General features: G+C 72.4%; 18 protein-coding genes. 10 read left to right on the top strand and 8 right to left on the bottom strand.

The window, feature by feature from the left end:
- Positions 1–139 precede the first annotated feature (139 nt).
- From ACZ5CW_RS11290 to ACZ5CW_RS11265, 6 genes are all read left to right on the top strand, one after another.
- Positions 140–2,728, top strand: a complete 2,589-nt coding sequence (locus ACZ5CW_RS11290) for a Pls/PosA family non-ribosomal peptide synthetase (protein ID WP_468600054.1) — start codon at positions 140–142, stop codon at positions 2,726–2,728.
- A gap of 13 nt (positions 2,729–2,741) precedes the next feature.
- The gene (locus tag ACZ5CW_RS11285) at positions 2,742–6,005 is read left to right on the top strand and encodes a non-ribosomal peptide synthetase (protein ID WP_468600053.1); all 3,264 of its coding nucleotides are present in this window, start codon (positions 2,742–2,744) and stop codon (positions 6,003–6,005) included.
- 40 nt (positions 6,006–6,045) lie between these two features.
- On the top strand, positions 6,046–7,050 hold the full coding sequence (locus ACZ5CW_RS11280) for a TauD/TfdA family dioxygenase (RefSeq protein WP_468600052.1): 1,005 nt from the start codon (positions 6,046–6,048) through the stop codon (positions 7,048–7,050).
- A complete protein-coding gene (sbnB, locus tag ACZ5CW_RS11275) occupies positions 7,047–8,117 on the top strand; it encodes a 2,3-diaminopropionate biosynthesis protein SbnB (protein WP_468600051.1) in 1,071 nt (356 codons plus the stop codon). Before ACZ5CW_RS11280 ends, sbnB begins: the two co-directional genes overlap by 4 nt.
- A 36-nt stretch (positions 8,118–8,153) precedes the next feature.
- Entirely contained in the window at positions 8,154–9,179 is a 1,026-nt protein-coding gene (gene sbnA / locus ACZ5CW_RS11270; RefSeq protein WP_468600050.1) for a 2,3-diaminopropionate biosynthesis protein SbnA, read from the top strand.
- Between the two features lie 90 nt (positions 9,180–9,269).
- Positions 9,270–9,908 (top strand): DedA family protein, encoded by a 639-nt coding sequence (locus tag ACZ5CW_RS11265; RefSeq protein ID WP_468600049.1) that lies wholly within the window; start codon positions 9,270–9,272, stop codon positions 9,906–9,908.
- Positions 9,909–9,939: 31 nt separating this feature from the next.
- Here the strand turns inward: ACZ5CW_RS11265 and ACZ5CW_RS11260 are convergent, their stop codons facing one another.
- Both ACZ5CW_RS11260 and ACZ5CW_RS11255 read right to left on the bottom strand, forming a co-directional pair.
- Positions 9,940–11,559: an amidohydrolase gene (locus ACZ5CW_RS11260; protein WP_468600048.1), complete on the bottom strand. Its 1,620-nt coding sequence runs from the start codon at positions 11,557–11,559 to the stop codon at positions 9,940–9,942.
- A 450-nt stretch (positions 11,560–12,009) separates the two neighbouring features.
- The gene (locus tag ACZ5CW_RS11255; protein ID WP_468600047.1) at positions 12,010–12,645 is read right to left on the bottom strand and encodes a TetR/AcrR family transcriptional regulator; all 636 of its coding nucleotides are present in this window, start codon (positions 12,643–12,645) and stop codon (positions 12,010–12,012) included.
- 92 nt (positions 12,646–12,737) lie between these two features.
- Here ACZ5CW_RS11255 and ACZ5CW_RS11250 point away from each other — a divergent pair, with 92 nt between their 5' ends.
- The 3 genes from ACZ5CW_RS11250 to ACZ5CW_RS11240 all read left to right on the top strand — a co-directional run bounded on the left by ACZ5CW_RS11250 (position 12,738) and on the right by ACZ5CW_RS11240 (position 16,041).
- Complete coding sequence (locus ACZ5CW_RS11250) at positions 12,738–14,189, top strand: purine-cytosine permease family protein (RefSeq protein WP_468600046.1); 1,452 nt, start codon at positions 12,738–12,740, stop codon at positions 14,187–14,189.
- A gap of 181 nt (positions 14,190–14,370) precedes the next feature.
- Complete coding sequence (locus ACZ5CW_RS11245; protein WP_468600045.1) at positions 14,371–14,730, top strand: DUF779 domain-containing protein; 360 nt, start codon at positions 14,371–14,373, stop codon at positions 14,728–14,730.
- 75 nt (positions 14,731–14,805) lie between these two features.
- On the top strand, positions 14,806–16,041 hold the full coding sequence (locus ACZ5CW_RS11240) for a phosphodiester glycosidase family protein (protein ID WP_468600044.1): 1,236 nt from the start codon (positions 14,806–14,808) through the stop codon (positions 16,039–16,041).
- Positions 16,042–16,056: 15 nt separating this feature from the next.
- On the opposite strand, the gene ACZ5CW_RS11235 is transcribed toward ACZ5CW_RS11240, so the two are convergent.
- From ACZ5CW_RS11235 to ACZ5CW_RS11210, 6 genes are all read right to left on the bottom strand, one after another.
- Positions 16,057–16,251 carry a hypothetical protein gene (locus ACZ5CW_RS11235; protein ID WP_468600043.1) on the bottom strand — a complete coding sequence of 65 codons (195 nt, stop codon included), beginning with the start codon at positions 16,249–16,251 and terminating at the stop codon, positions 16,057–16,059.
- A 102-nt stretch (positions 16,252–16,353) separates the two neighbouring features.
- On the bottom strand, positions 16,354–17,217 hold the full coding sequence (locus tag ACZ5CW_RS11230) for a phosphatidylinositol-specific phospholipase C/glycerophosphodiester phosphodiesterase family protein (RefSeq protein WP_468600042.1): 864 nt from the start codon (positions 17,215–17,217) through the stop codon (positions 16,354–16,356).
- A gap of 167 nt (positions 17,218–17,384) precedes the next feature.
- Positions 17,385–18,467 carry an acyl-CoA dehydrogenase family protein gene (locus ACZ5CW_RS11225; protein ID WP_468600041.1) on the bottom strand — a complete coding sequence of 361 codons (1,083 nt, stop codon included), beginning with the start codon at positions 18,465–18,467 and terminating at the stop codon, positions 17,385–17,387.
- Entirely contained in the window at positions 18,464–19,645 is a 1,182-nt protein-coding gene (locus ACZ5CW_RS11220; protein ID WP_468600040.1) for an acyl-CoA dehydrogenase family protein, read from the bottom strand. Before ACZ5CW_RS11220 ends, ACZ5CW_RS11225 begins: the two co-directional genes overlap by 4 nt.
- Positions 19,642–20,613, bottom strand: coding sequence for an NADPH:quinone oxidoreductase family protein (locus tag ACZ5CW_RS11215; RefSeq protein WP_468600039.1), 972 nt, complete (start codon positions 20,611–20,613; stop codon positions 19,642–19,644). The genes ACZ5CW_RS11220 and ACZ5CW_RS11215 overlap by 4 nt, the downstream gene beginning before the upstream one ends.
- Positions 20,614–20,754: 141 nt before the next feature.
- Positions 20,755–21,336 carry a helix-turn-helix domain-containing protein gene (locus tag ACZ5CW_RS11210; RefSeq protein ID WP_468600038.1) on the bottom strand — a complete coding sequence of 194 codons (582 nt, stop codon included), beginning with the start codon at positions 21,334–21,336 and terminating at the stop codon, positions 20,755–20,757.
- A 79-nt stretch (positions 21,337–21,415) separates the two neighbouring features.
- Between ACZ5CW_RS11210 and ACZ5CW_RS11205 the strand changes: the two genes are divergently transcribed.
- The gene (locus ACZ5CW_RS11205; protein ID WP_468600037.1) at positions 21,416–22,339 is read left to right on the top strand and encodes an NAD(P)/FAD-dependent oxidoreductase; all 924 of its coding nucleotides are present in this window, start codon (positions 21,416–21,418) and stop codon (positions 22,337–22,339) included.
- Positions 22,340–22,428: the final 89 nt, after the last annotated feature.

Genomic DNA, 22,428 nt, shown 5'->3' with positions numbered 1-22,428 from the left:
CCTCGGCATTTTCCCGCGATCCCCGCGGCCGATCCGAAGTGGCAACCTCACGATGGCCTGGCCAAACTGAAGCTGGCGGTTCGTGATCAGGAAAGTACAGGACACGAACCAGCGATTCCGTACGTCCCCAGGAGATCGAATGGTGGAGCAGTCCTCCGAGGTCCCTATATCCGGGCCGGACGACCCTGGCGTCACCATGAACGGCGTCGGCAGGACCGAGACGGAGACCGAGAGAAAACTAGCGGAGGTGCTGGCGGCCGTCGTGTGCGCCGAGCGCGTTCCGGTCGACAGTGACTTCTTCGCCGATCTCGGTGCCAACTCCCTGGTCATGGCCCAGTTCTGCGCGCGGGTGAGGAAAATACCGGATCTGCCGTCCCCCTCCATGCGGGACATCTACCGGCACCCCACCGTCCGCAGCCTGGCAGCGGCTCTCGTGACGACCGCTCCCGCCGGGCCGGCGCCCTCCGCGCCGGCGCCGGCACCCCCGACGCCGCCGGCCCCGGTGTCCCGCACGAGCCGGCTCGGCCATGCGCTCTGCGGCACCGCACAGTTGCTGATCTTCCTGTGCTATTCCCTCGTCTCCGGGTACGTCACCGCCAGAGGATACGAGTGGATCGCCGGCGCTTCCGGTGTGGTCGACGTATACCTGCGTTCACTCGTGTTCGGAGGCGTCGGATTCCTCGCTCTGTGCGTGTTCCCGATCCTCGCGAAATGGCTGCTCGTCGGCCGGTGGAAACCGGTCGAGTTCCCCATCTGGGGTCTGTCCTATCTGCGGTTCTGGCTCGTCAAGACACTGCTCCACGCGAATCCGATGGTGCTCCTCGCCGGGACCCCGCTGTACGTGCTGTATCTGCGCGCCCTCGGCGCGCGGATCGGCAAGGGGGTCACGATCCTCTCCCGCACCGTCCCGGTCTGTACCGACCTGGTGACCATCGGCGCCGGTACGGTGATCCGCAAGGAGTCGTACCTCCTCGGCTACCGGGCCCAGGCGGGCCGTATACAGACCGGCCGGGTCACCCTCGGCAGAGACGTGTTCATCGGCGAGAAGACCGTCCTGGACATCGACACCTCGATGGGTGACGGCGCTCAGCTCGGCCACGCCTCCGCACTGCACCGCGGCATGGCCGTCCCGGACGGCGAGCACTGGCACGGGTCCCCGGCGGAGCCCACGCGGACCGAGTACCTGCGGGTGCCGCCGGCCAGGTGCGGCACCGCGCGCCGGGCCTGGTTCGGCTCGGTCACGCTCCTGCAGCTGATCTTCCTGTACCTCCCGCTCGCCGTCGGCGGGGTGTACATGCTGTTCACCGAGGTCCCGGCGATCGGCAAGCGGCTCGATCCGAGCACGGCCGCGCTGAGCCGGCCGGAACTGATCTCCGACGCACTGGTCCTCTCCCTCATCCTGTTCTTCGGCTTCGTCGTCCTGGGCCTCGCCACTCTGTGCACCGTTCCGCGTCTGCTGAATCTGGCCGTCAAGCCCGACCGGGTCTATCCGCTCTACGGAGTCCACTACGCCCTGCACCGGGCGACGGCCCGCATGACGAACATCAAGTTCTTCGCCTGGCTCTTCGGTGACAGCTCCTACATCGTGTACTACCTCCGCGGGCTCGGCTACGACCTGTCACGGGTCGAGCAGACCGGGTCCAACTTCGGCACCGAAGTCCAGCACGAGACCCCGTTCCTGGTCACCATCGGCAGCGGGACCATGGTGGCCGACGGGCTCTCCGTGATGAACGCGGAATTCTCCAGCACGTCCTTCCGGGTGTCCCGCGTGTCGATCGGGCCGCGCAACTTCCTGGGCAACCTCATCGCCTATCCCCCGGGCGGCCGGACAGGCGACAACTGCCTCCTCGCGACCAAGGTGATGATCCCCCTGGACGGCGAAGTCCGCGAAGGCGTGGGGCTTCTCGGTTCACCGTGCTTCGAGATCCCGCGTTCGGTCGACCGTGACTCACGGTTCGACCACCTCAGGACGGGCGACTCGCTGCACCGCCGGCTGGCCGCCAAGAACCGCTACAACCTTCGCTCGATGGCTCTGATGCTGTGCATGCGCTGGCTGCTCACGTTCGTGATCACCCTGCTGGCGCTGACCTCCGTCGACCTGTACGGCGTACTGGGGCACGTGGTGATCGGCGGCTATCTGGCGCTGACGCTCGCGATGTCCACCGCGTACTACATCCTGTGGGAGCGCTGCCTGCTGAAGTTCCGCAGGATGCGGCCCGAACTGTGCTCCATCTACGACCCGAAGTTCTGGCACATCGAGCGCGTGTGGAAGATGCCGTCGCACTATCTGAACCTCTACAACGGCACGCCCTTCAAGAACCTCGTCTGGCGTCTGCTGGGCGTGCGCACCGGCCGCAGGGTGTTCGACGACGGCTGCTACATGACCGAGAGGACCCTCACCACCATCGGTGACGACTGCATCCTCAACGCCGGGTCCAAGATCCAGTGCCACTCGCAGGAGGACGGCACCTTCAAGTCCGACAACACCACGCTCGGCGCCGGCTGCACGCTGGGCGTCGGAGCCGCCGTGCACTACGGCGTGACCATGGGCGAGGGCTCCGTGCTGGCACCCGATTCCTTCCTCATGAAGGGCGAGGAAGTCCCGCCGCACTCCCGGTGGGGTGGCAATCCGGCCGCGGACATGCCGGACACCACCGGCCACGACCGCGGCGCCGCCCGGGCAGTACCACCGTTCTCCGCCGACGCCTGTGCGGCGACCGTGAGTTGAGGAAGGCCATTCGATGGGAACGCGCGTGGAAACGGACCGGGAGTACTGGAGCCGCATGCTGAGCGCCGGCGGTGTCACCGCTGTGCCGCGCTGGGCCGCGGAGCCGGTCCCGGGAGCGGCCGAGCACGAGACGCCGGTCCCGGACGACGTGACGGACGCGGTGCGCGCCCGGGTGCGGCAGTGGGGAGTGCCCGTCAGTGCGCTGCTGCTGGCCGCGCACGCCAAGGTGCTCGCCGCGCTCTCCGGCGAGCAGGACGTGGTGACGGGATACACCACGGGAGTGCGGGGCGAGCCGCTGCCGTGCCGCCTGGCCGTCCCCCCGGGCCCCTGGCGTGCGCTGGTGTCGACCGCCGAGCGCGCCGAGGCGGAGGTGCTGGCGCACCGGGAGTTCCCGGTGGAGGAACTGCGACGGGAACTGGGCGTGACCGAGCCGTCGTACGAGGTCGTGTTCGGCCCCATGGGAGCCGACGAGACCCATGGGGACGACGGCGTGCTGCAGGTGCGCTGGTCCGACCGGGGCGGACGACTGATGCTGCGGCTGCGGTTCCGCACCGACGTGCTGGACGCGGCGGCGGCGGCCCGGATCGGCGGTTACCACCTGACGGCACTGCGGCTGATGGCGGCCGACGCGGACGCCGACCACGCGCGGCAGAGTCTGCTGTCGGCCGACGAGGTCCGTGAGCAGCTGGAAGGGCTGGCCGGACCGCTCCGGCCGCTGCCGGACGCCCGGGCGCACGAGCTGTTCGAGCGGCGGGTACGGGCCCATCCGGACGCGGTGGCGGCCGTGCACGGCGAGCGGCAGTGGACGTACGGGGAGCTGAACCGGCGGGCGAACCGGTTGGCGCGGGCGCTGCTGGACCGGGGGCTGGACCGGGAAGACGTGGTCGCCGTCGTCACCGAGCGCAACCTGGACTGGCTGGCGGCGACGCTGGCGGTGTTCAAGGCGGGCGGCGCGTACCTGCCGATCGAGCCGCACTTCCCGGCCGGACGCATCGCGGCGACGTTGTCGCGTGCGGGGTGCCGTCTGGTGCTGACCGAGGCGGGCAGCACCGCCACCCTCGACCAGGCGCTGGCCACGCTGCCGGGCACCGAGAAGCTGCAGGTCGACGCGGCGTACGCGGAACAGCACGCCGACGGGGACCCCGGTGTGCGGGTGGACGCGGGCCAGCTGGCCTACATCTACTTCACCTCCGGCTCCACCGGCGAGCCGAAGGGCGCGATGTGCGAGCACGCGGGCATGCTCAACCACCTCCACGCCAAGATCGACGACCTGGGTGTCGGCGAGGGCTGCGTGGTGGCGCAGACGGCCCCGCAGTGCTTCGACATCTCCCTGTGGCAGCTGATCTCCGCGCTGCTGGTCGGCGGGCGCACCCTGCTGGTCGAGCAGGACGTGATCGTGGACGTGGAGCGGTTCGTCGACACGCTGGTGAGCGGCCGGGTCGGCGTGGCGCAGGTCGTGCCCTCCTATCTGGAGGTCGTGGTCTCGTACCTGGAACAGCACCCCCGGGAGCTGCCGGACCTGCGGTGTGTGTCGGTGACCGGTGAGGCGCTGAAGCGGGAGCTGGTGCAGCGCTGGTTCACGATCCAGCCCGGCATCAAGCTGGTCAACGCCTACGGCCTGACGGAGACGTCGGACGACACCAACCACGAGGTCATGGACGGGGTGCCCGAGCGCGTACTGCTGGGGCGCGCGGTCGGCAACGTGCGCGTCCACGTCATGGACGAGCAACTGTCGCTGGTACCGCTGGGCGCGCCGGGCCTGATCGCGTTCTCGGGGGTCTGCGTGGGCCGCGGTTACGTCAACGATCCCGAGCGCACCCGAGAGGCCTACCGGACGGACCCGTACCGGCCGGGTGAGCGGCTCTACCTGGGCGGTGACTGGGGGCGCTGGCACCCCGGCGGCAAGCTGGAGTTCCTCGGGCGGCGGGACAACCAGGTCAAGATCCGCGGCTTCAGGATCGAGATCGGCGAGATCGAGAACTCCCTGCTGCGGGTGGACGGCGTGCGCGACGGTGCGGTGGTCGTCGCCGAGCTGGCCGGCGGGAACAGGCATCTGATCGCCTTCTACTCGGGCCGGCGGCACCGGCCCGAGGTGCTGCGCGAGGCGCTCGGCGCGGTGCTGCCCGCCTACATGGTCCCCTCGGCCTTCCACTGGCAGGACAGCCTGCCGCTGACCGCCAACGGCAAGACCGACAGAAAGGCCCTGACCGCCCTCGCCGAACAGACCCCGCCGACCACCGACAGGGACGTGCCGGGCGAGGAGGACGCCGGCCCGCTCAGCCCCGCCGAGCGAAGGGTGGCGGCGGCGTGGGCCGGGGTGCTGGGCGTCCCCGAGCACCAGGTCGGCCGGACGGACCACTTCTTCGACTCCGGGGGCACCTCCCTGACGGCGGTCAAGCTCAGCCTCGCGCTGAACCGGACGGTGTCCCTCAAGGACATCACCCGGCACCCGGTGCTCGCCGACCTGGCCGCCCTCCTCGACGGCACGGCACGCCGGCACGCGGAACTGCTCCAGCCCCTGGCGGAGCCGGCCGGCCCGCCGGAGTGCGCGCTGGTGTGCTTCCCCTACGCGGGCGGCAACGCGGTCAACTACCAGCCGATGGCGAGCGCGCTGGCAGGCAGCGGCCTGACGGTCCTCGCGGTGGACCTGCCCGGTCACGATCTGGCCGGGCACCAGGAGCCGTTGGCGTCGATCGAGCAGGTCGCCGAGCGCGTCGCCGCCGAGATCGCCGCGCGCGGTCTCACCCGGGTCATGCTGTGGGGCCACTCCTCGGGGGCGGCGGCCGCCCTGGAGACGGCCCGCAGGCTCCAGGAGCGAGGCGTGTCCCCGACGCGGGTGTTCCTCGGTGCGCAACTGCTCGGCACCGCCGCCTACCGGAGCGCGGCCGCCGGTGAACTGACGAGCCGGAGCGACGCCGAGATCGCGGCGCGGCTGACCGCGGACAGCGGCTATCCGGAACTCGCCGAACTGAACGCGCGGCACGCCGAGCACATCGGTGCCGCCTACCGGCACGACTGTGTCCGCGCACATCGCTACTTCCGCGCCGCCCTGGACGTCCCGCCGCCGGTGAAGCTCTCGGTGCCGGTCACGGTGGTGGTCGCCGCCGACGACCCGCACACGGCCGGATACGCCCACCAGTACCGGGACTGGCTGCTCATGGCCGAGCACGTCGATCTGCACGAGCTGGCCGACGGCGGCCACTACTTCCCCCGCACCCGTCCGGCCGAGGCGGCGCAGGCGGTGCTGAGTGCCGTCCTGCCGCTGGCCTCCTCCTGAGCCCGTGGACTTCCCGACGGGCCACCGAAAGGAAACCGAGATGTCGTTCTCATCCCTGGCACCCCCGCTCGATGTGGAGCCGCGGCCAGACGGACCCGCGCTGCTGCGGGTCGATCCGCCCGGTGACGCCTCCAGCTGGGCGGCCGAGTACCGCGAGGCGCTGCGCGCGCAGGTCGCCGAGCACGGGGCGCTGCTCGTCCGCGGTCTGCGCCTGCGGGACGCGGACCAGGTCGGCGCCGTCTTCACCCGGCTGGCCGGACCGCTCATGACGGAGCGGGAGGCCTTCGCCCCCCGTGAGGCCCATGGCCCGGGTCTGTACTCCTCCACGCCCTGGCCGGACAACCAGCCGATGTGCATGCACCACGAGCTGAGCTACCCGCTGGAGGTGCCCGGCCTGATGCTGTTCGCGTGCCTGACCGCGCCCGAGCAGGGCGGGGCGACGGCCGTGGCCGACGCCGAACAGGTACTGCAGGCCCTGCCCACCGGGCTGACGCAGCGGTTCGAGCGGGAGGGCTGGCTGCTGACCCGCACCTACAACGACGAGATCGGGGCGTCCCTGGCGGAGTCGTTCGGCACGGACGACCGCGCCGAGATCGAGCGCTACTGCCGGGACCACGCCATCGACTTCGCCTGGCAGGCCGACGGGTCGCTGCACACCGAGCAGCGCCGCAGCGCCGTCGTCCGGCATCCGCTCACCGGCAAGCGCTGCTGGTTCAACCAGATCGCCTTCCTCAACGAGTGGACGCTGGCCCCGGAGGTGCGCGAGTACCTGGTGGACGAGTACGGCGAGGACGGGCTGCCGTTCAACACCCGCTACGGGGACGGCACCCCGATCGGCGAGGACGTCGTCCAGCTGCTCAACACGACCTACGAGGCGCACACCCGGCGCGAGCCCTGGCAGGCCGGTGATCTGCTGCTCGTGGACAACATCGGCACCGCGCACAGCAGGGAGCCCTTCAGCGGAGAGCGGCAGGTGCTGGTGGGCATGGGTGAGCCCCGCCGCCTGGCCGACCACTGCCCCACCCCGGAGGCGAGCGAGCGATGACCGACGTGCTGTCCACCACCTCGCAGGCGGCCGTGCCCGGCGCGGCCCCGGCGCCGACGTTCGCGGTGATCTCCGGGGAGCAGGTGCAAAGGGCACTGAACGGGGCCGAGAAACAGCTCGTGCGGCTGGTCGAGGCCACCTACCGGCTGCACGGCGCCGGGGACTCGGTGAACCCGCCGTCGTACTTCCTGCGCTTCACCGACCGGCCCACGGCGCGGATCATCGCGCTTCCGGCGTCCATCGGCGGGTCCGCCCCCGTGGACGGCCTGAAGTGGATCTCCAGCTTTCCGGAGAACGTGAGCGCCGGGCTGCCGCGGGCCTCGGCGGTGCTCATCCTCAACGACCACGACACGGGCTACCCGTTCGCCTGTCTGGAGAGTTCCGTCATCAGCGCGACCAGGACCGCGGCGTCCGCCGCGCTGGCGGCCGACTGGCTCAGCCGGGACCGGCCCCGCCCCCGTCGCGTCGGATTCGTCGGTACGGGCCTGATCGCCCGGTACATCCACACGTTCCTGGCCCGCACGGGCTGGGACTTCGAAGCGATCGGCGTGCACGACGTGTCCGCCGACAGCGCCGAAGGCTTCTGCGGCTATCTGCGGCATGCCGGCGCCACCGAACCGGTCACCCTCCACGACAGCGCCGAGAACCTCATCCGCTCCAGCGACCTCGTGGTCTTCGCCACCGTCGCAGGCCGGCCCCATGTCACCACCCCGGCCTGGTTCGACCACAATCCCCTGGTCCTGCATGTGTCCTTGCGGGACCTCGCGCCGGAGATCCTGCTCGGCTCGGCCAATTTCGTCGACGACGTCGAGCACTGCCTGAAAGCCGACACCTCCCCTCATCTGGTCGAACAGCTCACCGGCAACCGCGACTTCCTGAACGGCACCCTCAACGACGTGATGCTCGGACGGGCAGCACCGCCGACCGACCGGCCGGTGATCTTCTCTCCCTTCGGGCTCGGCGTCCTGGATCTCGCCGTCGGAAAGTACGTCTACGACGAAGTAGCCCGGGCGGGACAGCTCCGCCTCATCGACGACTTCTTCCACGAACTGCGCCGGTACGGCTGAAGCCGTTGTCCTCTGTCCGGCACCAGGAGGCCCGTCGTGCCTGTCATCTCGGCTCCCTACGCCTTCAACGAAGGCCAGCTGTTCGTCGACCTCGAGTCGATCTGCGGACATCCGCTCTACCTGAAGTGCGAAGGCTTCAACTTCGCCGGCTCCATCAAGCTGAAGGCCGCGAACGAGATGGTGGAGTCGGCCGAGCGCGAGGGAGTCCTGAAGCCGGATTCCATCCTCGTCGAGTCCTCGTCCGGAAACCTGGGCGTGGCGCTCAGCATGATCGCCGCCAGCAAGGGCTACCGGTTCCTGTGTGTGACGGACTCCCGTTGCAACCTGTCGACCCGGCTGCTCATGGAGGCGCTCGGCAGCGAAGTGCATGTCGTCGCCGACCAGGACTCCAACGGCGGCTTCCTGGGCACGCGGATCGAGTACGTCCAGTCGCTGTGCGCGTCCGACGACCGGTACGTATGGCTCAGCCAGTACACCAACGCGGGCAACTGGCGGGCGCACTACCGCACGACGGGCCCGGAGATCGCCGGCCGGTTCCCGGAACTGGACGTCCTCTTCGTCGGGGCGGGCACCACCGGAACCCTGATGGGGTGCGCACGCTACTTCCGGCAGTGGAACCGGCCGGTGCGGATCGTCGCCGTGGACGCCGTGGGTTCGGTGGCCTTCGGTGGTGAGCCCGGCCGGCGGATGATCCCCGGCCTGGGCATGAGCATGCGTCCGCCGCTGCTCGACGAGTCCTTCGTGGACGAGGTGATCCGGGTGGAGGAGGCCGACACCATCCGCATGTGCCACCGCATGGCCCGCCGTGGCTTCCTGTTCGGCGGCTCCACCGGGACGGTGGTCAGCGGCGCGACGGACTGGCTGTCCCGGCACGACACACGCGGCCTCACCGCGGTGGCCATCGCACCGGACCTCGGCGAGCGCTACCTCGACACCGTCTACCAGAGCAACTGGCTGCGGGACCTGTACGGCGATCACATCCTCGACTCCGAGGAGGCGGGCCCCGGACCCGAGGAGGCCAAGCCGGCGTCACGGGCGCCGGGCCGCCGGCGGAGACCCTAGCGGCGCATCCGCCCCGGGGGGCGCCTCCGGCACCGTACGGAGAACGGATCCATACTGGTAGCTCAGCGAGGAGGCCAGGAGGCTCGGCCCGTGATCGCCGTCAATCCGTTGGACAGCGCCTCGGTGCTGGCCGCCTTCGGCGCCCTGGGCGTCCTGGTGGTGATCTTCGCGGAGTCGGGTCTGCTGGTCGTCGGCTTCTTCCTGCCCGGTGACACGCTGCTGTTCCCGGCCGGTGTGCTGTGTGCGGGGACCGCCGGCCAGGCGCCGCGGCTGTCGCTGTGGCAGGTGCTGGTGTGCGCGGCCGTCGGAGCGGTGGCCGGTGGCCAGGTGGGGTACCTGATCGGGCAGCACGGCGGGCGGGCCCTGCTGGCACGCACCTCCCGCCGGCGGGTGAAGGACGCGGCGGCGCGGGCGGAGGAGCTGCTGGCCCGGTACGGCTACGGCAAGGCGCTGGTGATCGGCCGGTTCGTGCCGGTGCTGCGGACGGTCCTGCACCCGGTGGCCGGTGCGCTCGGGGTGCCGCGGCGGCCCTTCACCTGCTGGCAGGTCGTGGGCGGTGTCCTGTGGTCGCAGACGCTGGTCCTCGCCGGTTACACCCTCGGCGCCTCCTTCCCGCACATCGACGACTATCTGCTGCCGCTGGTCACCGTGGTCGTCGTCCTGTCGCTGCTGCCCCTGCTCGTCGAGGCCCGGCGCGCGCGCCGCGAACGCCGCCGGTCCTCACCCTGAGCCGGCCGGCTCCCCCGGATCGGAGCAGGCGCTACAGGTCGGCTGCCCGGTGCGTCACCCGTCCCCCCACCACCGTGAGCACGACCGGCAGCTCGGCCAGGTCGGTGTCGGCCACGGCCAGCGGGTCGTCGGCCAGGACCGTGAGGTCGGCGCGGTGGCCGACGGCGAGCCGGCCGGCGTGCTGCTCCTCCCCCGCGGCCCAGGCGGCGTTCACGGTCATGCCCTGGAGCGCCTGCAGGGCGGTGAGCGCCTGGCCGGGGCCGTGCGGGGGCAGGGAGAGGTCGGCCGGGCGGCGGTGCCGGGCGCCGGCCATGACCTGGAGCGGCGGGTAGGGGGCGATGGGCCAGTCGGAACCGAGCACGACCCGCGCTCCGGCCTCCCACAGGTCACGGCAGCGGAACGCCCGCCCGGCCCGCTCCTCGCCGAGCCGGCGCGACCAGTTGTCGGTGTGGTCCGCCCGGGTGAACTCGCAGCAGTGGGTGGGCTGCATGGAGGCCGCCACCCCGAGCGTCGCGAAGCGCCGTACGGTGTCGTCGGGAACGGTCTCGATGTGCTCGACGCGATGGCGTACGGCTCCCGGGCCGTCCGTCTGCGCCTTCTCGACGGAGTAGAGGACATGGCGCACCGCCGCGTCACCGATCGCGTGGGTGGCCGTGGGCACACCGGCACGGTGGAGGGTGCCGATCACCTGGGTGTAGCGCTGCGGGTCGGGCCAGTGGGCGTGACCCGACTCGCCGTGGCAGTCGGGGGTCTCGAGCCAGGCGGTGCCGTTGTCGATGGTGCCGTCCATGAACAGCTTCACGCCGGCCACCCGCCACAGCGTGCCCCCGGTGCCCTGCTGCCGGACGAGGCCGGCGACGGCGGCGTCGTCCGCCTCGGGCCGGCACCAGGGGGCGATCCGCAGCCGCAGCGGCAGGGCGTCCTCGGCCTCCAGGGCGGCGTAGACGGTGAGGCTGTCCCCGTTCGCGTCCATGGCATGGCCGCCGGTGAGGCCGGACGCGGCCATGGCGCTCAGCACCTGGGCGGTACGGGTCCGTGTCTCGGCCCCGGTGGGCCGGGGGGCGACGGCCTCGACGAGTTCGCAGGCGGCGTCCTCCAGCAGCAGGCCGGTGGGCCGGCCCTCGGCGTCGCAGACGATCTCCGAGCCCTGGTCGAAGGTGCGCGGTCCGTCGATGCCGGCCAGTTCCAGCGCCCGTTCGCTGGCCAGCAGCGAGTGTGCGTCGAACAGGTCGACGAGGGCGGGGATGCCGTCGAGGACGGGTCCGAGGGCGGCGTTGCCGACGGGGGCCGTGCCGAAGGCGTTGGGGTCGAGGCCCCAGCCGCGCAGCCAGGCGCCCGGCCGGAGGGCTTGGGCGGCCTCGGCGAGCGCGGTCCGTACGGCGTCCAGGTCGCGGCAGGCGGACAGGTCGACGCCCATGGTGCGTTCGGCGCCGGACACGGGGTGCAGATGGCCGTCGGTGAAGCCCGCGGTGACCACCGCTCGGCGCAGGTCCACGACCGTGCTGCCGGGTCCGGCGAGGGCTCGGGCCGCCCGGTCGTCGCCGAGGAAGCTGATCCGCCCCTCCTCCGCGACGAGCGCGGTGTGCGGCAGGAACCGGCCCGTGCCGGGGTCGAGCAGCCGGGCGGAGAGCAGGACGAGGTCGGCGGGCACGGGGGCTCCTTCGGAACGGGGAGAGACGGGACGGGCGAGACGGTGCGAGACGGGACGGGCAGCGCCGACCGGCCGGCGCGGCGGGCGGTGCCGGGACGCGGCGGCCGGTGCCGGTCGGCCGATGCGGGACGGGCGGGCTCCGGCACGGCAGCGGGCCGGGTCGGCCGGGCAGGGACGGACCGGCAGCGGGCCGGGGCGGCCGAGCAGGGACGGACCAGCAGCCGGCCGGGGCGGCCGAGCAGGGACGGACCAGCAGCCGGCCGGGTCGGCCGAGCAGGGACGGACCGGCACCGGACGAACCCGACCCGGAGCCGCCCGGGCACAGAACGAACCCGACCCGGGACGAACCCGACCCGGAGCGGCCCGGGCACGGACGCAGACCCCGGACCGGACCCGGCCCGGAGCGGAAGCGGCCGGGAACGGAAGCGGCCCGGGACGCCGCACGTAGGGTCAGTCGGCGGATCGGTCGAGCGTGCCGGGCGGCAGGCCGAGTTCCCGTTCGGCGGTCGTGACCGGCATGCGGATCACCGAGGCGGGGCGTCGCGGGGTCGCGGTGTTGGCGTGGGCGCCCAGACCGTCGAGGACGACGAGGATCTGGAGGGTGGTGGCCTCGGGGTCGTCCGTGACGAACTCGCCGGTGGCCACGCCGGCCCGGATCAGGTCCTCGAGCCGGCCGCGCCAGGCGGCCTCCTGCCGCGCGACCCGGTCGCGGAGCACGGGCCGGTAGCGGCTGAGGTGGCGGGCGTTGATCCACAGCCGGCTGAGGGCGTCGTACGCCTCTCCCGAGGTGCGGGCGAGGAATCGGGCCAGGTGCCGGGTGGGGGTGCCTTCGGGTCGCTCGGCCGGCAGGAGACGGTCCAGTTCCCCGGTCGCGGCACTGCCGAACGCTTCGCCGACGAGGTCCTCGGCCGAGGGGAAGTAGTGGCTGATCAGCCCTGGGCGGACGTCGAGTTCCTCGCCGATCCGGCGCAGGGTGACGCACTCCAGGCCCTCGGTCAGGGCGACGGCTGCGGCCGCGCCGACGATCTCCGCCCGCCGGGCGGCCGGGTCCTTGCGGATCCGCTTGCGCTGAACGCTTGACGACATGACGGCGATGCTATTGAGTGTGCGACCAATAAGCAACTGGTCAAGCGATCAATAAGCGACCAGGCCGATCCCCACCGCTTCCGGAGGGCCTCATGGCGTCCACGCTCCCCGACCCGTACCCCGACGCGCCGCCCACGGCCGCCGACGGGAACGCCACCGCGTCCCGGGCGGCCGAGCGCGCCGGCGGCGTCGAGGCCCACGGCATCGACCACATCCCGGACTCCGAGCGCCGGGGCCGGCCCCGCGAGCTGTTCTCCGTGTGGGCCGCCGCGAACGTCAACTACCTGAGCCTGGTGGTGGGCGGCGCGCTCGTGCTGATGGGCCTGAGCCTGTGGCAGGCGCTGACGGTGATCGTCGTCGGCAATCTGTTCTGGCTGCTCACCGGGGTACTGGCGATCCCGGGTCCGGCGGCGGGTGCGCCCAGCGAGGTCATCACGCGGGCGGTCTACGGGGTGCGCGGGAACCGGGTCAACAACGCGGTGACCGGCTGGATGATCTCCGTCTGCTACTTCGCGCTGAACCTGGCCGCCGCGGCCACCGCGGCCTTCTCCCTGGTGGCCCGGACCGGTCTGCCGCTGAACTCCGTGGTGAAGGCGGTCGTCGTGGTGCTCATCGCCGCGGTCACCCTCGCCATCAGCGTCTACGGCCACTCCGCGATCGTCCGGCTCTACGTCCCGATCACCCTCGCCCTGACGGCCGTGTTCGCCGTGGTGGCCGTCGCGGTGGTGCGGCACACCGACTTCGGATACGTCCCCGAGCGGCCGCTGACCGGCTCCGCCCTGTGGGCGACCCTGCTGGCCGGCGTCGCCCTGATCGCCTCGGGTCCGCTGTCCTACACCACCAGCGCGGACTTCTCCCGCTATCTGCCGCGCACCACGCCCGCGAAGGCGGTGGCCGGCTGGACGGCGCTCGGCGGCTTCGTGCCGAGCATCGTGGTGTGCGGACTCGGCGCGTGCGCCGCGACCGCCGTCGACATGGGCGCCCCCGACTCCTCGCTGCAGCGGCTGCTGCCCGGCTGGTTCCGCCCGGTCTTCCTGCTGGCGCTGGTCCTCGGCACCGTCGCACTCAACGCGCTGACCGCCTACAGCGCCGGTCTCGCCCTCCAGGCCGTCGGCCTGCGCATCCGGCGCTCGCTCAGCGTCCTCGTCGACGGCGCCGTGTCCGTCTCCCTCACCCTGTACGCCCTGCTCGTCTCCGACTTCCTCGACACCGTCGGCGACGTGCTCCAGCTGACCGTGGTCCTGCTCGGTCCGAGCACGGCCGTGTACGCCACCGACATCCTGCTGCGCCGCAACCGCTACGACGGGCTCGCCCTCGCCGACGAGACCCCCGCCGGCCCCTTCTGGTACGCGGGCGGTGTCAACCGGTCCGGGGCGCTGGCCCTCGGCGCGGGCGTGACGGCTTCCGCGCTGTGCGTCGACACGGTCTACACGGGGCCCGTGGCCGCCGCCCTCGACGGCATCGACCTGGCCCTGCCGGCCGGCCTGGTGGTGGCGGCGGTGGTGTACGCCCTGCTCACCCGCCGCACCGGCACCACCGGATGACCACCCGCACCTCGAAGTCACCACCCACACCGAGGGCGTCCCGCACCGCAGCGCGCCTCCTCTTCGGCGCCTTCCGCTCCCGGTGCGGTGCGACAGGCGGGCAACGACGCGTTCTGGACGGCTTGGTGAGCATCCGTGAGACTGGACCGGGTCCGGCGCCCCCGCTCTCCAGGACGGTGACATGGAAGAGGAAGTCCCCCGCGTCGAACTGACCCCGCAGGCCGCGGAACTGCTGCGCCGGCTGCGCGCCGAGCACGGCCCGCTGATGTTCCACCAGTCCGGCGGCTGTTGCGACGGCAGCGCGCCCATGTGCTACCCGGACGGCGAGTTCCGCACCGGCGGCTCGGACGTGCTGCTGGCGGAGCTGTCGGTGGAGGGCGTCGAGGAGCCCGTCACCTTCTGGATGTCGCGGAGCCAGTACCAGGCGTGGAGCCACACCCGGCTCATAGTCGACGTCGTACCGGGACGGGGCAGCGGTTTCTCGCTGGAGGCACCCGAGGGGGTGCGTTTTCTCACCCGTTCTCGCGTAGTCGACGCCTAGTCAGCCCGCCGGCCCCCACTCTCTGGTCCACTGCCCTTGAATGCAGGGAGAGTTGACGAGACATCAGGGGGCACGGTGACCAGACCTCGCAGGCGTTCGGCGGGCAGAGCGGTTCTCACGGTCGTCACGACGTTCGGTGTACTGGCCGGTGCGGCCCTGGCGGGTGCGGCACCGGCCGGGGCCGCACCGGCGGGCCGGCGGATCGCGCCGGGCGTCACCTACCGGCAGTTCGACGTCGACGCGGCCGCGGGCACCGCACACGCGCATCTGCTCACGATCGATCTGGGCAATCCGCATGTCCGGGTCGACCTGCTCCACCCGGGTGCGGTGGCGGCCCGGGCCACCGTCTCGCGGCTGGCGGACTCGGCGGGGGCGATCGCGGGCGTCAACGGTGACTTCTTCAACATCACCGAGACCCAGCACCCGGGCGTGGAGGCCACCGGCGCGCCCGTCGGACCGGCCGTCGCGGGCGGGCAGGTGCTCAAGGCGGCGGTGCCCAAGGGGCAGCGGTTCGGGCCCGCGCTCCCCTCCGGCACGAACACCGAGGACGTCTTCGGCGTGGGCACCGACCGGCGGGCCCGCCTGGACCGCCTCTCCCTCGTCGGCGCCGTCGACACGCCGGAGGGCCGGCTGCCCCTCGAGGGCCTCAACCAGTACGCGCTCCCCGTGGACTCCGTCGGCGCCTTCACCGCGAAGTGGGGCAGCGCCTCCCGGGAGCGCGCCGTGTGCGGCACCGACACCCAGCGGGCGGCGCCGTGCAGCACCGACACCTACGAGGTCGAGGTGACGGGCGGCCGGGTGGTCTCCGTGTCCGACGAGCCGGGCGGCGGTTCCATCCCCGCGGACACCACGGTCCTGCTGGGTCGTGAGGAGGGCGCGCAGCAGCTGCGGGGGCTCTCCGTCGGTGACCCGGTGACCGTCACCCACACCCTGGAGGCGGCCACGTCCGGGGCGCCGTACACGTTCGCGGTCGGCGGCTTCCCCGTCCTGCGCGGCGGCACGCCGCTGTCCGGCCTGGACGACGTCACCTCGGCGGTGCGCACGGTCGTGGGTTTCAAGGGCGGCGGACAGCAGCTGCTGATCCTGGCGCTGGACGGGGCCGCGGCCTACCGGACCGGCATGACCGTCGCGGAGGAGGCGGACACCATGCGGACGCTGGGGGCGTCCGACGCGTTCAACCTCGACGGCGGCGGCTCGACGGAGCTGGTCACCCGCGGCGAGGACGACACCGCCGTGACGGTCCGCAACCACCCGAGCGGCGGCGCCGAGCGCCCGGTACCGAACGGCATCGGAGTCTTCTCGGTCGGCTGATCCGGCCCCGCGTGCTCACGGCCGCAGGCTGCTCACCAGGTCCGCGGTAGCGGTGAGCCCGCTGTGGATGGTGGGCGCCATGCTCGTACTGGCCAGATAGAAGCCGAGCAGCACGCAGACCAGGGCATGGGAGATCTTCAGCGCACCGTTGCGCATGAAGACCACGGCCAGGATCAGGAGCAGCAGCACCACAGAGATGGAAACGGCCATCGGGAACCTCCTCCGCCACGCCCCGTGAACGGCGTTCGGCCGCAAGTGTGGCGTAGCGGAGGGTTCCGCCGGGCGGCTGACATGTCCTCCGATCGTGTGGTGTTACGCGGCGGGGCGGCCGTCGAGGAAGGCCTCCAGGCCGGCGAGGTCGTCGGTGTTGAGGTAGTCGACGCCCCCGGCGAGCAGCTCCGCCCACAGGGCGTCCCGGGCCGGGCCGGGCGTGTCCGGGGTCGCCCAGAAACGGATCTGCTGCCCGCGCGCATGGGCGGCGGCGGTGATGCCGCGCAGCTTCTGCCGCTCCGCGTCCGGGAAGGGCCCCTCGCCCTGCCAGCTGAAGTTCAGTGCCCAGTTGTCGCTGATCAGCGGGGCGAAGGAGGCGGGGGCAAGGCCGCCGAGGTCGCTGAGCCGGCCGTCGTAGAAGGCGCGGCGCTCGGTCTGCGCCTCCATCGGCGCACGGGCCGCCCGGTCGCCGGAGACGACGGCGGTGACCGGACCGGGGTGGACGCGGCCGTGCGCGTACCGCGTGAACAGGTGCGGGTGGCGCCTGAGGTGGCGGTCGAGTTCCCGGTACGTCGACGCGCCCTCGGTCTTGATGTCGATGAGCAGTTGCAACGGCCGGCGCCACCCCTGGTACACCGAGCCGTGGTGGGCCTTCACCTGGGCGGCGAGCGGGTCGAGGTAGAGGGATTCGAGGGTGCGGGACGGGTCCAGCTCGGTGGCGTCGTGGCCGATGAGGAGCTGGTCGCCGACGAGGAAGATGTCGGCCTCGACGCTGCCGAAGCGGTGGTCGAGCGCGTCGTGGAGGGGACGCGGGTGCGCGTAGTCGTTGTGGGCGTGGGCGTGCCACAGCGGGCGTCTGCCTCGGTGGCCGCCGGCCGCCCGGGCCTGCGCGGCGGGCAGGACGACGGCGCCGGCGAGGGCGGCGCCGAGGGTGGTGAGGGCTCTGCGACGGGTGGTGAGGGCCATGCGCTGCCTCCCTGGGGCTGATGGGACCGGGGAGAGTATGCGTGCGCAAGGCACTCAACGGACCCTGCCGTGCGCGGAGTTGTCCGGACCGCCGCTCTGTGTTCACTTCGCCTCGGCAGGCACACGAAAAAGCCCGCCCCAGGTGGGGCGGGCTTCACGCTCGGGTGTCAGGGTGCCTGGAGATCGACCAGCCGGCCCAGCGCCTCGCGGTGGGCGCCGGCGGTGCCGTAGGCGATCGAGTCGGCCTTGGCCCGCTTCAGGTACAGGTGGGCCGGGTGCTCCCAGGTCATGCCGATGCCGCCGTGGAGTTGCACCGCCTCCTCGGTGGCGTGGACGGCGACGGGCGCCGCGTACGCCTGGGCGACGGCGACCGAGACGTCGGTGTCCTCGCCGGAGGCCAGCGCGTCGGCGGCGGCGCGGGCGGCGGCCCGGAGGTTCACGACCTCCAGCCACAGCTGGGCGAGCCGGTGCTTGAGCGACTGGAAGCCGCCGACCGGCCGGTTGAACTGCTTGCGGTCCTTCAGGTACCGGACCGTCTCGGTCAACGCCCATTCGGCCACGCCCAGTTGCTCGGAGGCGAGCTGTCCGGCGGCGGCGCGCAGGGCCCGGTGTACGGCGGGTTCGGTGTCGCCGATGCGGCGGCCGGCCGCACCGGCGAGGGTGACCGTGGCGAGCGGGCGGGTCAGGTCCAGGGAGATCTGCGGGGTGACCGTCACGGCGTCGGCGGTCACGGCGTACAGGCCGCCGTCGTCGGCCGGGACGAGCAGGACGTCGGCGACGGCGGCGTCCGCGATCCCGGCCAGTTCGCCGTGCAGGGTGCCGTTCTCGGCGCGTACGACCGTGAAGGCGGCGCCCGGAGCGCGGTGCAGCCCGACCGCGAGGGCGCCGATGGTCCGCCCCGAGGCCAGCTCTCCCAGCAGCTGCTCGTCGCCGCAGGCGAGGGCGGCCTCGGTGGCCACGACGGCGCTGGTGAGATAGGGCACGGGGGCGACCGCCCGGCCCAGCTCCTCCAGGACGACGCCGACTTCGCGGTGGGACGCGCCCTGGCCGCCCTGCGCCTCGGGCACCAGGAGGCCGGCGAGGCCCATGCCGTCGGCGAGGGACTTCCACAGGGCGAGGTCGTGCGGGGCGTCGGACTCGCCGCGGGCGATGACGTCCGCTGCGGCGCAGTGGTCCGTGAGCAGGTCGCGGACGGCGGCGCGCAGCGCCTCTTCCTCCTCGGAGTAGAGGAGATCCGGCTGTGTGCTCATCGGGCCAGGTCCTTCCAGGCGACGTCCTTGTCGGTGCGCGGCTCGGCGGGCAGGCCCAGCACGCGCTCGGCGACGATGTTCAGCAGCACCTCGGTGGTCCCGCCCTCGATGCTGTTGCCCTTGGAGCGCAGGTAGCGGTAGCCGGCGTCGCGGCCGGTGAAGTCGACCAGCTCGGGCCGGCGCATGGTCCAGTCGTCGTACAACAGGCCTTCCTCGCCGCGGAGTTCGACCTCCAGGCCGCTGATCTCCTGGTTGAGGCGGGCGAAGGCGAGCTTCATGCCGGCGCCCTCGGGGCCGGGCTGGCCCGCGACGAGCTGCTGGCGCAGGCGTTCGGCGGTGAGGCGGGAGACCTCGGCCTCGACCCAGAGCTTCAGCAGCCGCTGATGCAGGTCGTGGGTGCGCAGTTCGGGGCGCTCCCGCCAGGTCTCGGCGATCGGGCCGATCATGCCGCCCTCGCGGGGCAGCCGCATGCCGCCGATGGCGACCCGTTCGTTGTTCAGCGTGGTCTGCGCGACGCGCCAGCCGTCGCCGACCTCGCCCAGGCGGCGGGAGTCGGGGATGCGGACGTCGGTGAGGAAGACCTCGTTGAACTCGGCCTCGCCGGTGATCTGGCGCAGCGGCCGGACCTCGACACCGGGGTCGGTCATGTCGCAGATGAAATAGGTGATGCCCTGGTGCTTGGGCACGTCCGGGTCGGTGCGGGCGATGAGGATGGCCCAGCGGGCGAGGTGGGCGCTGGACGTCCACACCTTCTGCCCGTTGACGACCCAGGTGTCCCCTTCCCGGACGGCTCGGGTGCCGAGGGCGGCCAGGTCGGAACCGGCGCCCGGCTCACTGAAGAGCTGGCACCAGACTTCCTCGCCGGTCCACAGCGGGCGCAGATACTGCCGCTTCTGCTCCTCGGTGCCGTAGCGCAGGACGGTCGGTGCGGCCATGCCGAGGCCGATGCCGATGCGCCGGGGGTCGTTGTCCGGCGCGCCCGCGGCCTCCAGCTCGGCGTCCACGACGACCTGGAGGGAGCGCGGGGCGCCCAGGCCACCGAGACCCTCCGGGTAGTGCACCCAGGCCAGGCCGGCGTCGAAGCGGGCCTGGAGGAACTCCAGGCTGCCCGTCTCGGCGGGCGGGTGCGCTGCCAGCAACTCCTGTGTACGGCTGCGCAGTTCCTCGGCGTCGGTCATGCGCCGGCTCCCTTCTCCGGGACGACGGCCACGCGGCCGGTGGTCACGCCGTCGGCGACCCGCTGCACGGCCGCGGCGGCGCCGGCCAGCGGCACCCGCTCACTCACCATCGGTTTGATCGCACCTCGCGCGGCCAGCTCGGTGAGGTGCTCGTGGCACTGGAGGACCAGCTTGGGGTTCTTGGTGTTGTACAGGCCCCAGTGGAGGCCCGCGATCGAGTAGTTCTTCACGAGGGCGTGGTTCAGCGCCGGGCTCGGGATGGTGCCGCTGGCGAAGCCGACGACGATGATCCGGCCCTCGAAGGCGACCAGCTTGGCGGACTGAGTGTAGGCCTCGCCGCCGACGGGGTCGTAGATCACGTCGGCGCCCCGGCCGCCGGTGGCCTCCTTCACGGTCGCGACCACGTCCTCGGTGCGGCGGTCCACGACCACGTCACAGCCCAGCTCCCGGGCGACGGCGGCCTTCTCCGCGCCGCCGACCACGCCGATCACGGTGGCCCCGGCCGCCTTGCCGAGCTGCACGGCCGCGCTGCCGACACCACCGGCGGCGGCGTGCACGAGCAGGGTCTCCCCCGCTTCCAGGCGGGCGCGGCGGTGCAGGCCGAACCAGCCGGTCTGGTAGCCGATGTGCAGCGCCGCGGCCTCCGCGTCGTCCAGCGCCTCGGGGGCGGGCAGCAGGGCGCGGGCGTCGGCGAGGGCGTACTCGGCGAAACCGCCGTGCGGAAGCTCGGGGTTGGCGATCACCCGGCGGCCGTCCTCGGTCTCGCCGCAGATCTCCACACCCGGTGTGAAGGGCAGCGGCGGGCGTACCTGGTACTGGCCCCGGCACATCAGCGCGTCCGGGAAGTTGATGTTGGCGGCGCGCACGCGCAGCAGCACCTGGCCGTCCCCGGGCGTGGGCCGCTCCACCTCCGCCAGGCGCATCACCTGGTTCGGCTCGCCGTTCTCGTGCACTTGCCATGCCTGCATGGGGGGCCTCCACGGGACTGCTTCGTCTGACCGGGTCCAACGGCATACTAAGCGGTCGCTTGCCGATCAGGGAACACTCCTCCGATGACCCGTGCGTCACGATCCCGTGCGTCACGATCCCGTGCGTCACGATCCCGTGCGTCACGGTTTCCGCGGGCGTGCCCGTACGTGCATGCGCTCCCCCTGGGGCCCGAACAGGCTGAGGAACTCCACCGGCCCCTCCCCCGTCGACCCGAACCAGTGCGGCACGCGTGTGTCGAACTCGGCGGCCTCCCCCGCCGACAGCACCACGTCGTGCTCGCCGAGGACCAGCCGCAGCCGGCCCGCCAGCACGTACAGCCACTCGTAGCCCTCGTGGGAGCGCGGCTCCGGCTCCTGCCTGCGCTGCGGTTCGAGGACCTTGAAGGCCTGCAGGCCACCGGGCTGGCGGGTCAGCGGCCAGAAGGTACGGCCGTACCGCTGGAGGGGCTGGGCCCGCACCCGCGGATCACCGACCGGCGGAGCACCGACCAGTTCGTCCAGCGGCACCTGGTGGGCCTGGGCGATCGGCAGCAGCAGTTCGAGGCTGGGCCTGCGCAGGCCGGACTCCAGCCGGGAGAGCGTGCTCACGGAGATGCCCGTCGCCTCCGCCAGCGCGGCCAGGGTCACCTCCCGCTCCTTGCGCATGCGCCGCAGTCGCGGGCCCACCTCGGCGAGAACGTCGTCGGTTCTGTCGGTACTCATGCCCGTATTGCAATTTCGGCAAGTTCGTTTGTCAATACGGCCATGGCACGGCGACCGTCGGGAGCCGGAGGTGGTCACCATGACCGAGAGCTGTGAAGTGGTCGTCGTCGGAGGCGGCGCGGCGGGCCTGTCCGCCGCCCTGGTGCTGGGCCGGGCCCGGCGCCGCACGCTGGTCGTCGACGCGGGCGAGCCGCGCAACGCGCCGTCCGCGCACATGCAGGGCTATCTGAGCCGGGACGGCATGTCCCCGGCCGAGTTCCTGGCGGTCGGGCGGGAGGAGATCGCCCGGTACGGGGTGGAACTGGTCCGGGACCGGGCCGTGGACGCGGGCAGGGACGGCGCGGGCTTCACGGTGGAGCTGGCCGGCGGACGGACCGTACGGGCCCGGCAGCTGGTGATCGCCACCGGGCTGAGGGACGAGCTGCCGCCGGTCGCGGGGCTGGCCGAGCGGTTCGGCCGGGACGTGGTCCACTGCCCGTACTGCCATGGCTGGGAGGCGCGGGACCTGCCGACGGGGGTGCTCGCGACCTCCCCGCTCGGCGTGCACCAGGCCCTGATGGTCACGCAGTGGTCGAAGGACGTGCGGTTCTTCCTGCACGAGCTGGACGAGTCCGAGCTGACGGACGACGACCTGCGCCGGCTGGCCGCCGCCCAGGTCACGGTCGTGCCCGGCCGGGTCGCGGAACTCGTCGTCGCCGACGACCGGCTCACCGGGGTCCGGCTCGCGGACGGAACGGTCCACGACCGCGAGGTGCTGTACGCGGCCCCGCGCGCCGTGCCCCACAACGACCTGCTGGTCCGGCTGGGCGCGAAGCTCGCCGAGACGCCCTTCGGCGCCTACCCGGTGATCGACGAGCGGGGCCTGACGAGCGTGCCCGGGCTGTGGGCGGCGGGCAACGCGAGCGGGTTCGCCGAGCAGGTGGCGAACGCGGTCAGCCGGGGCTACCGGGCGGGCGCCGCGATCAACGGGGAGCTGCTGATGGCGGACCTCGACAAGCTCTAGGAGCGCGGGTCCGTGTCCGTCGTGCGGCCACCGCCGCGCGGGTGCGACCGGCCACGGCGTACCGGCAGGTGAGGCACCGTGCGTCCGGC

Source organism: Streptomyces sp. NPDC031379 (genome assembly GCF_055569615.1).
The sequence above is the reverse complement of the archived record's forward strand: the minus strand, read 5'-3'. Positions and strand labels throughout refer to the sequence as shown.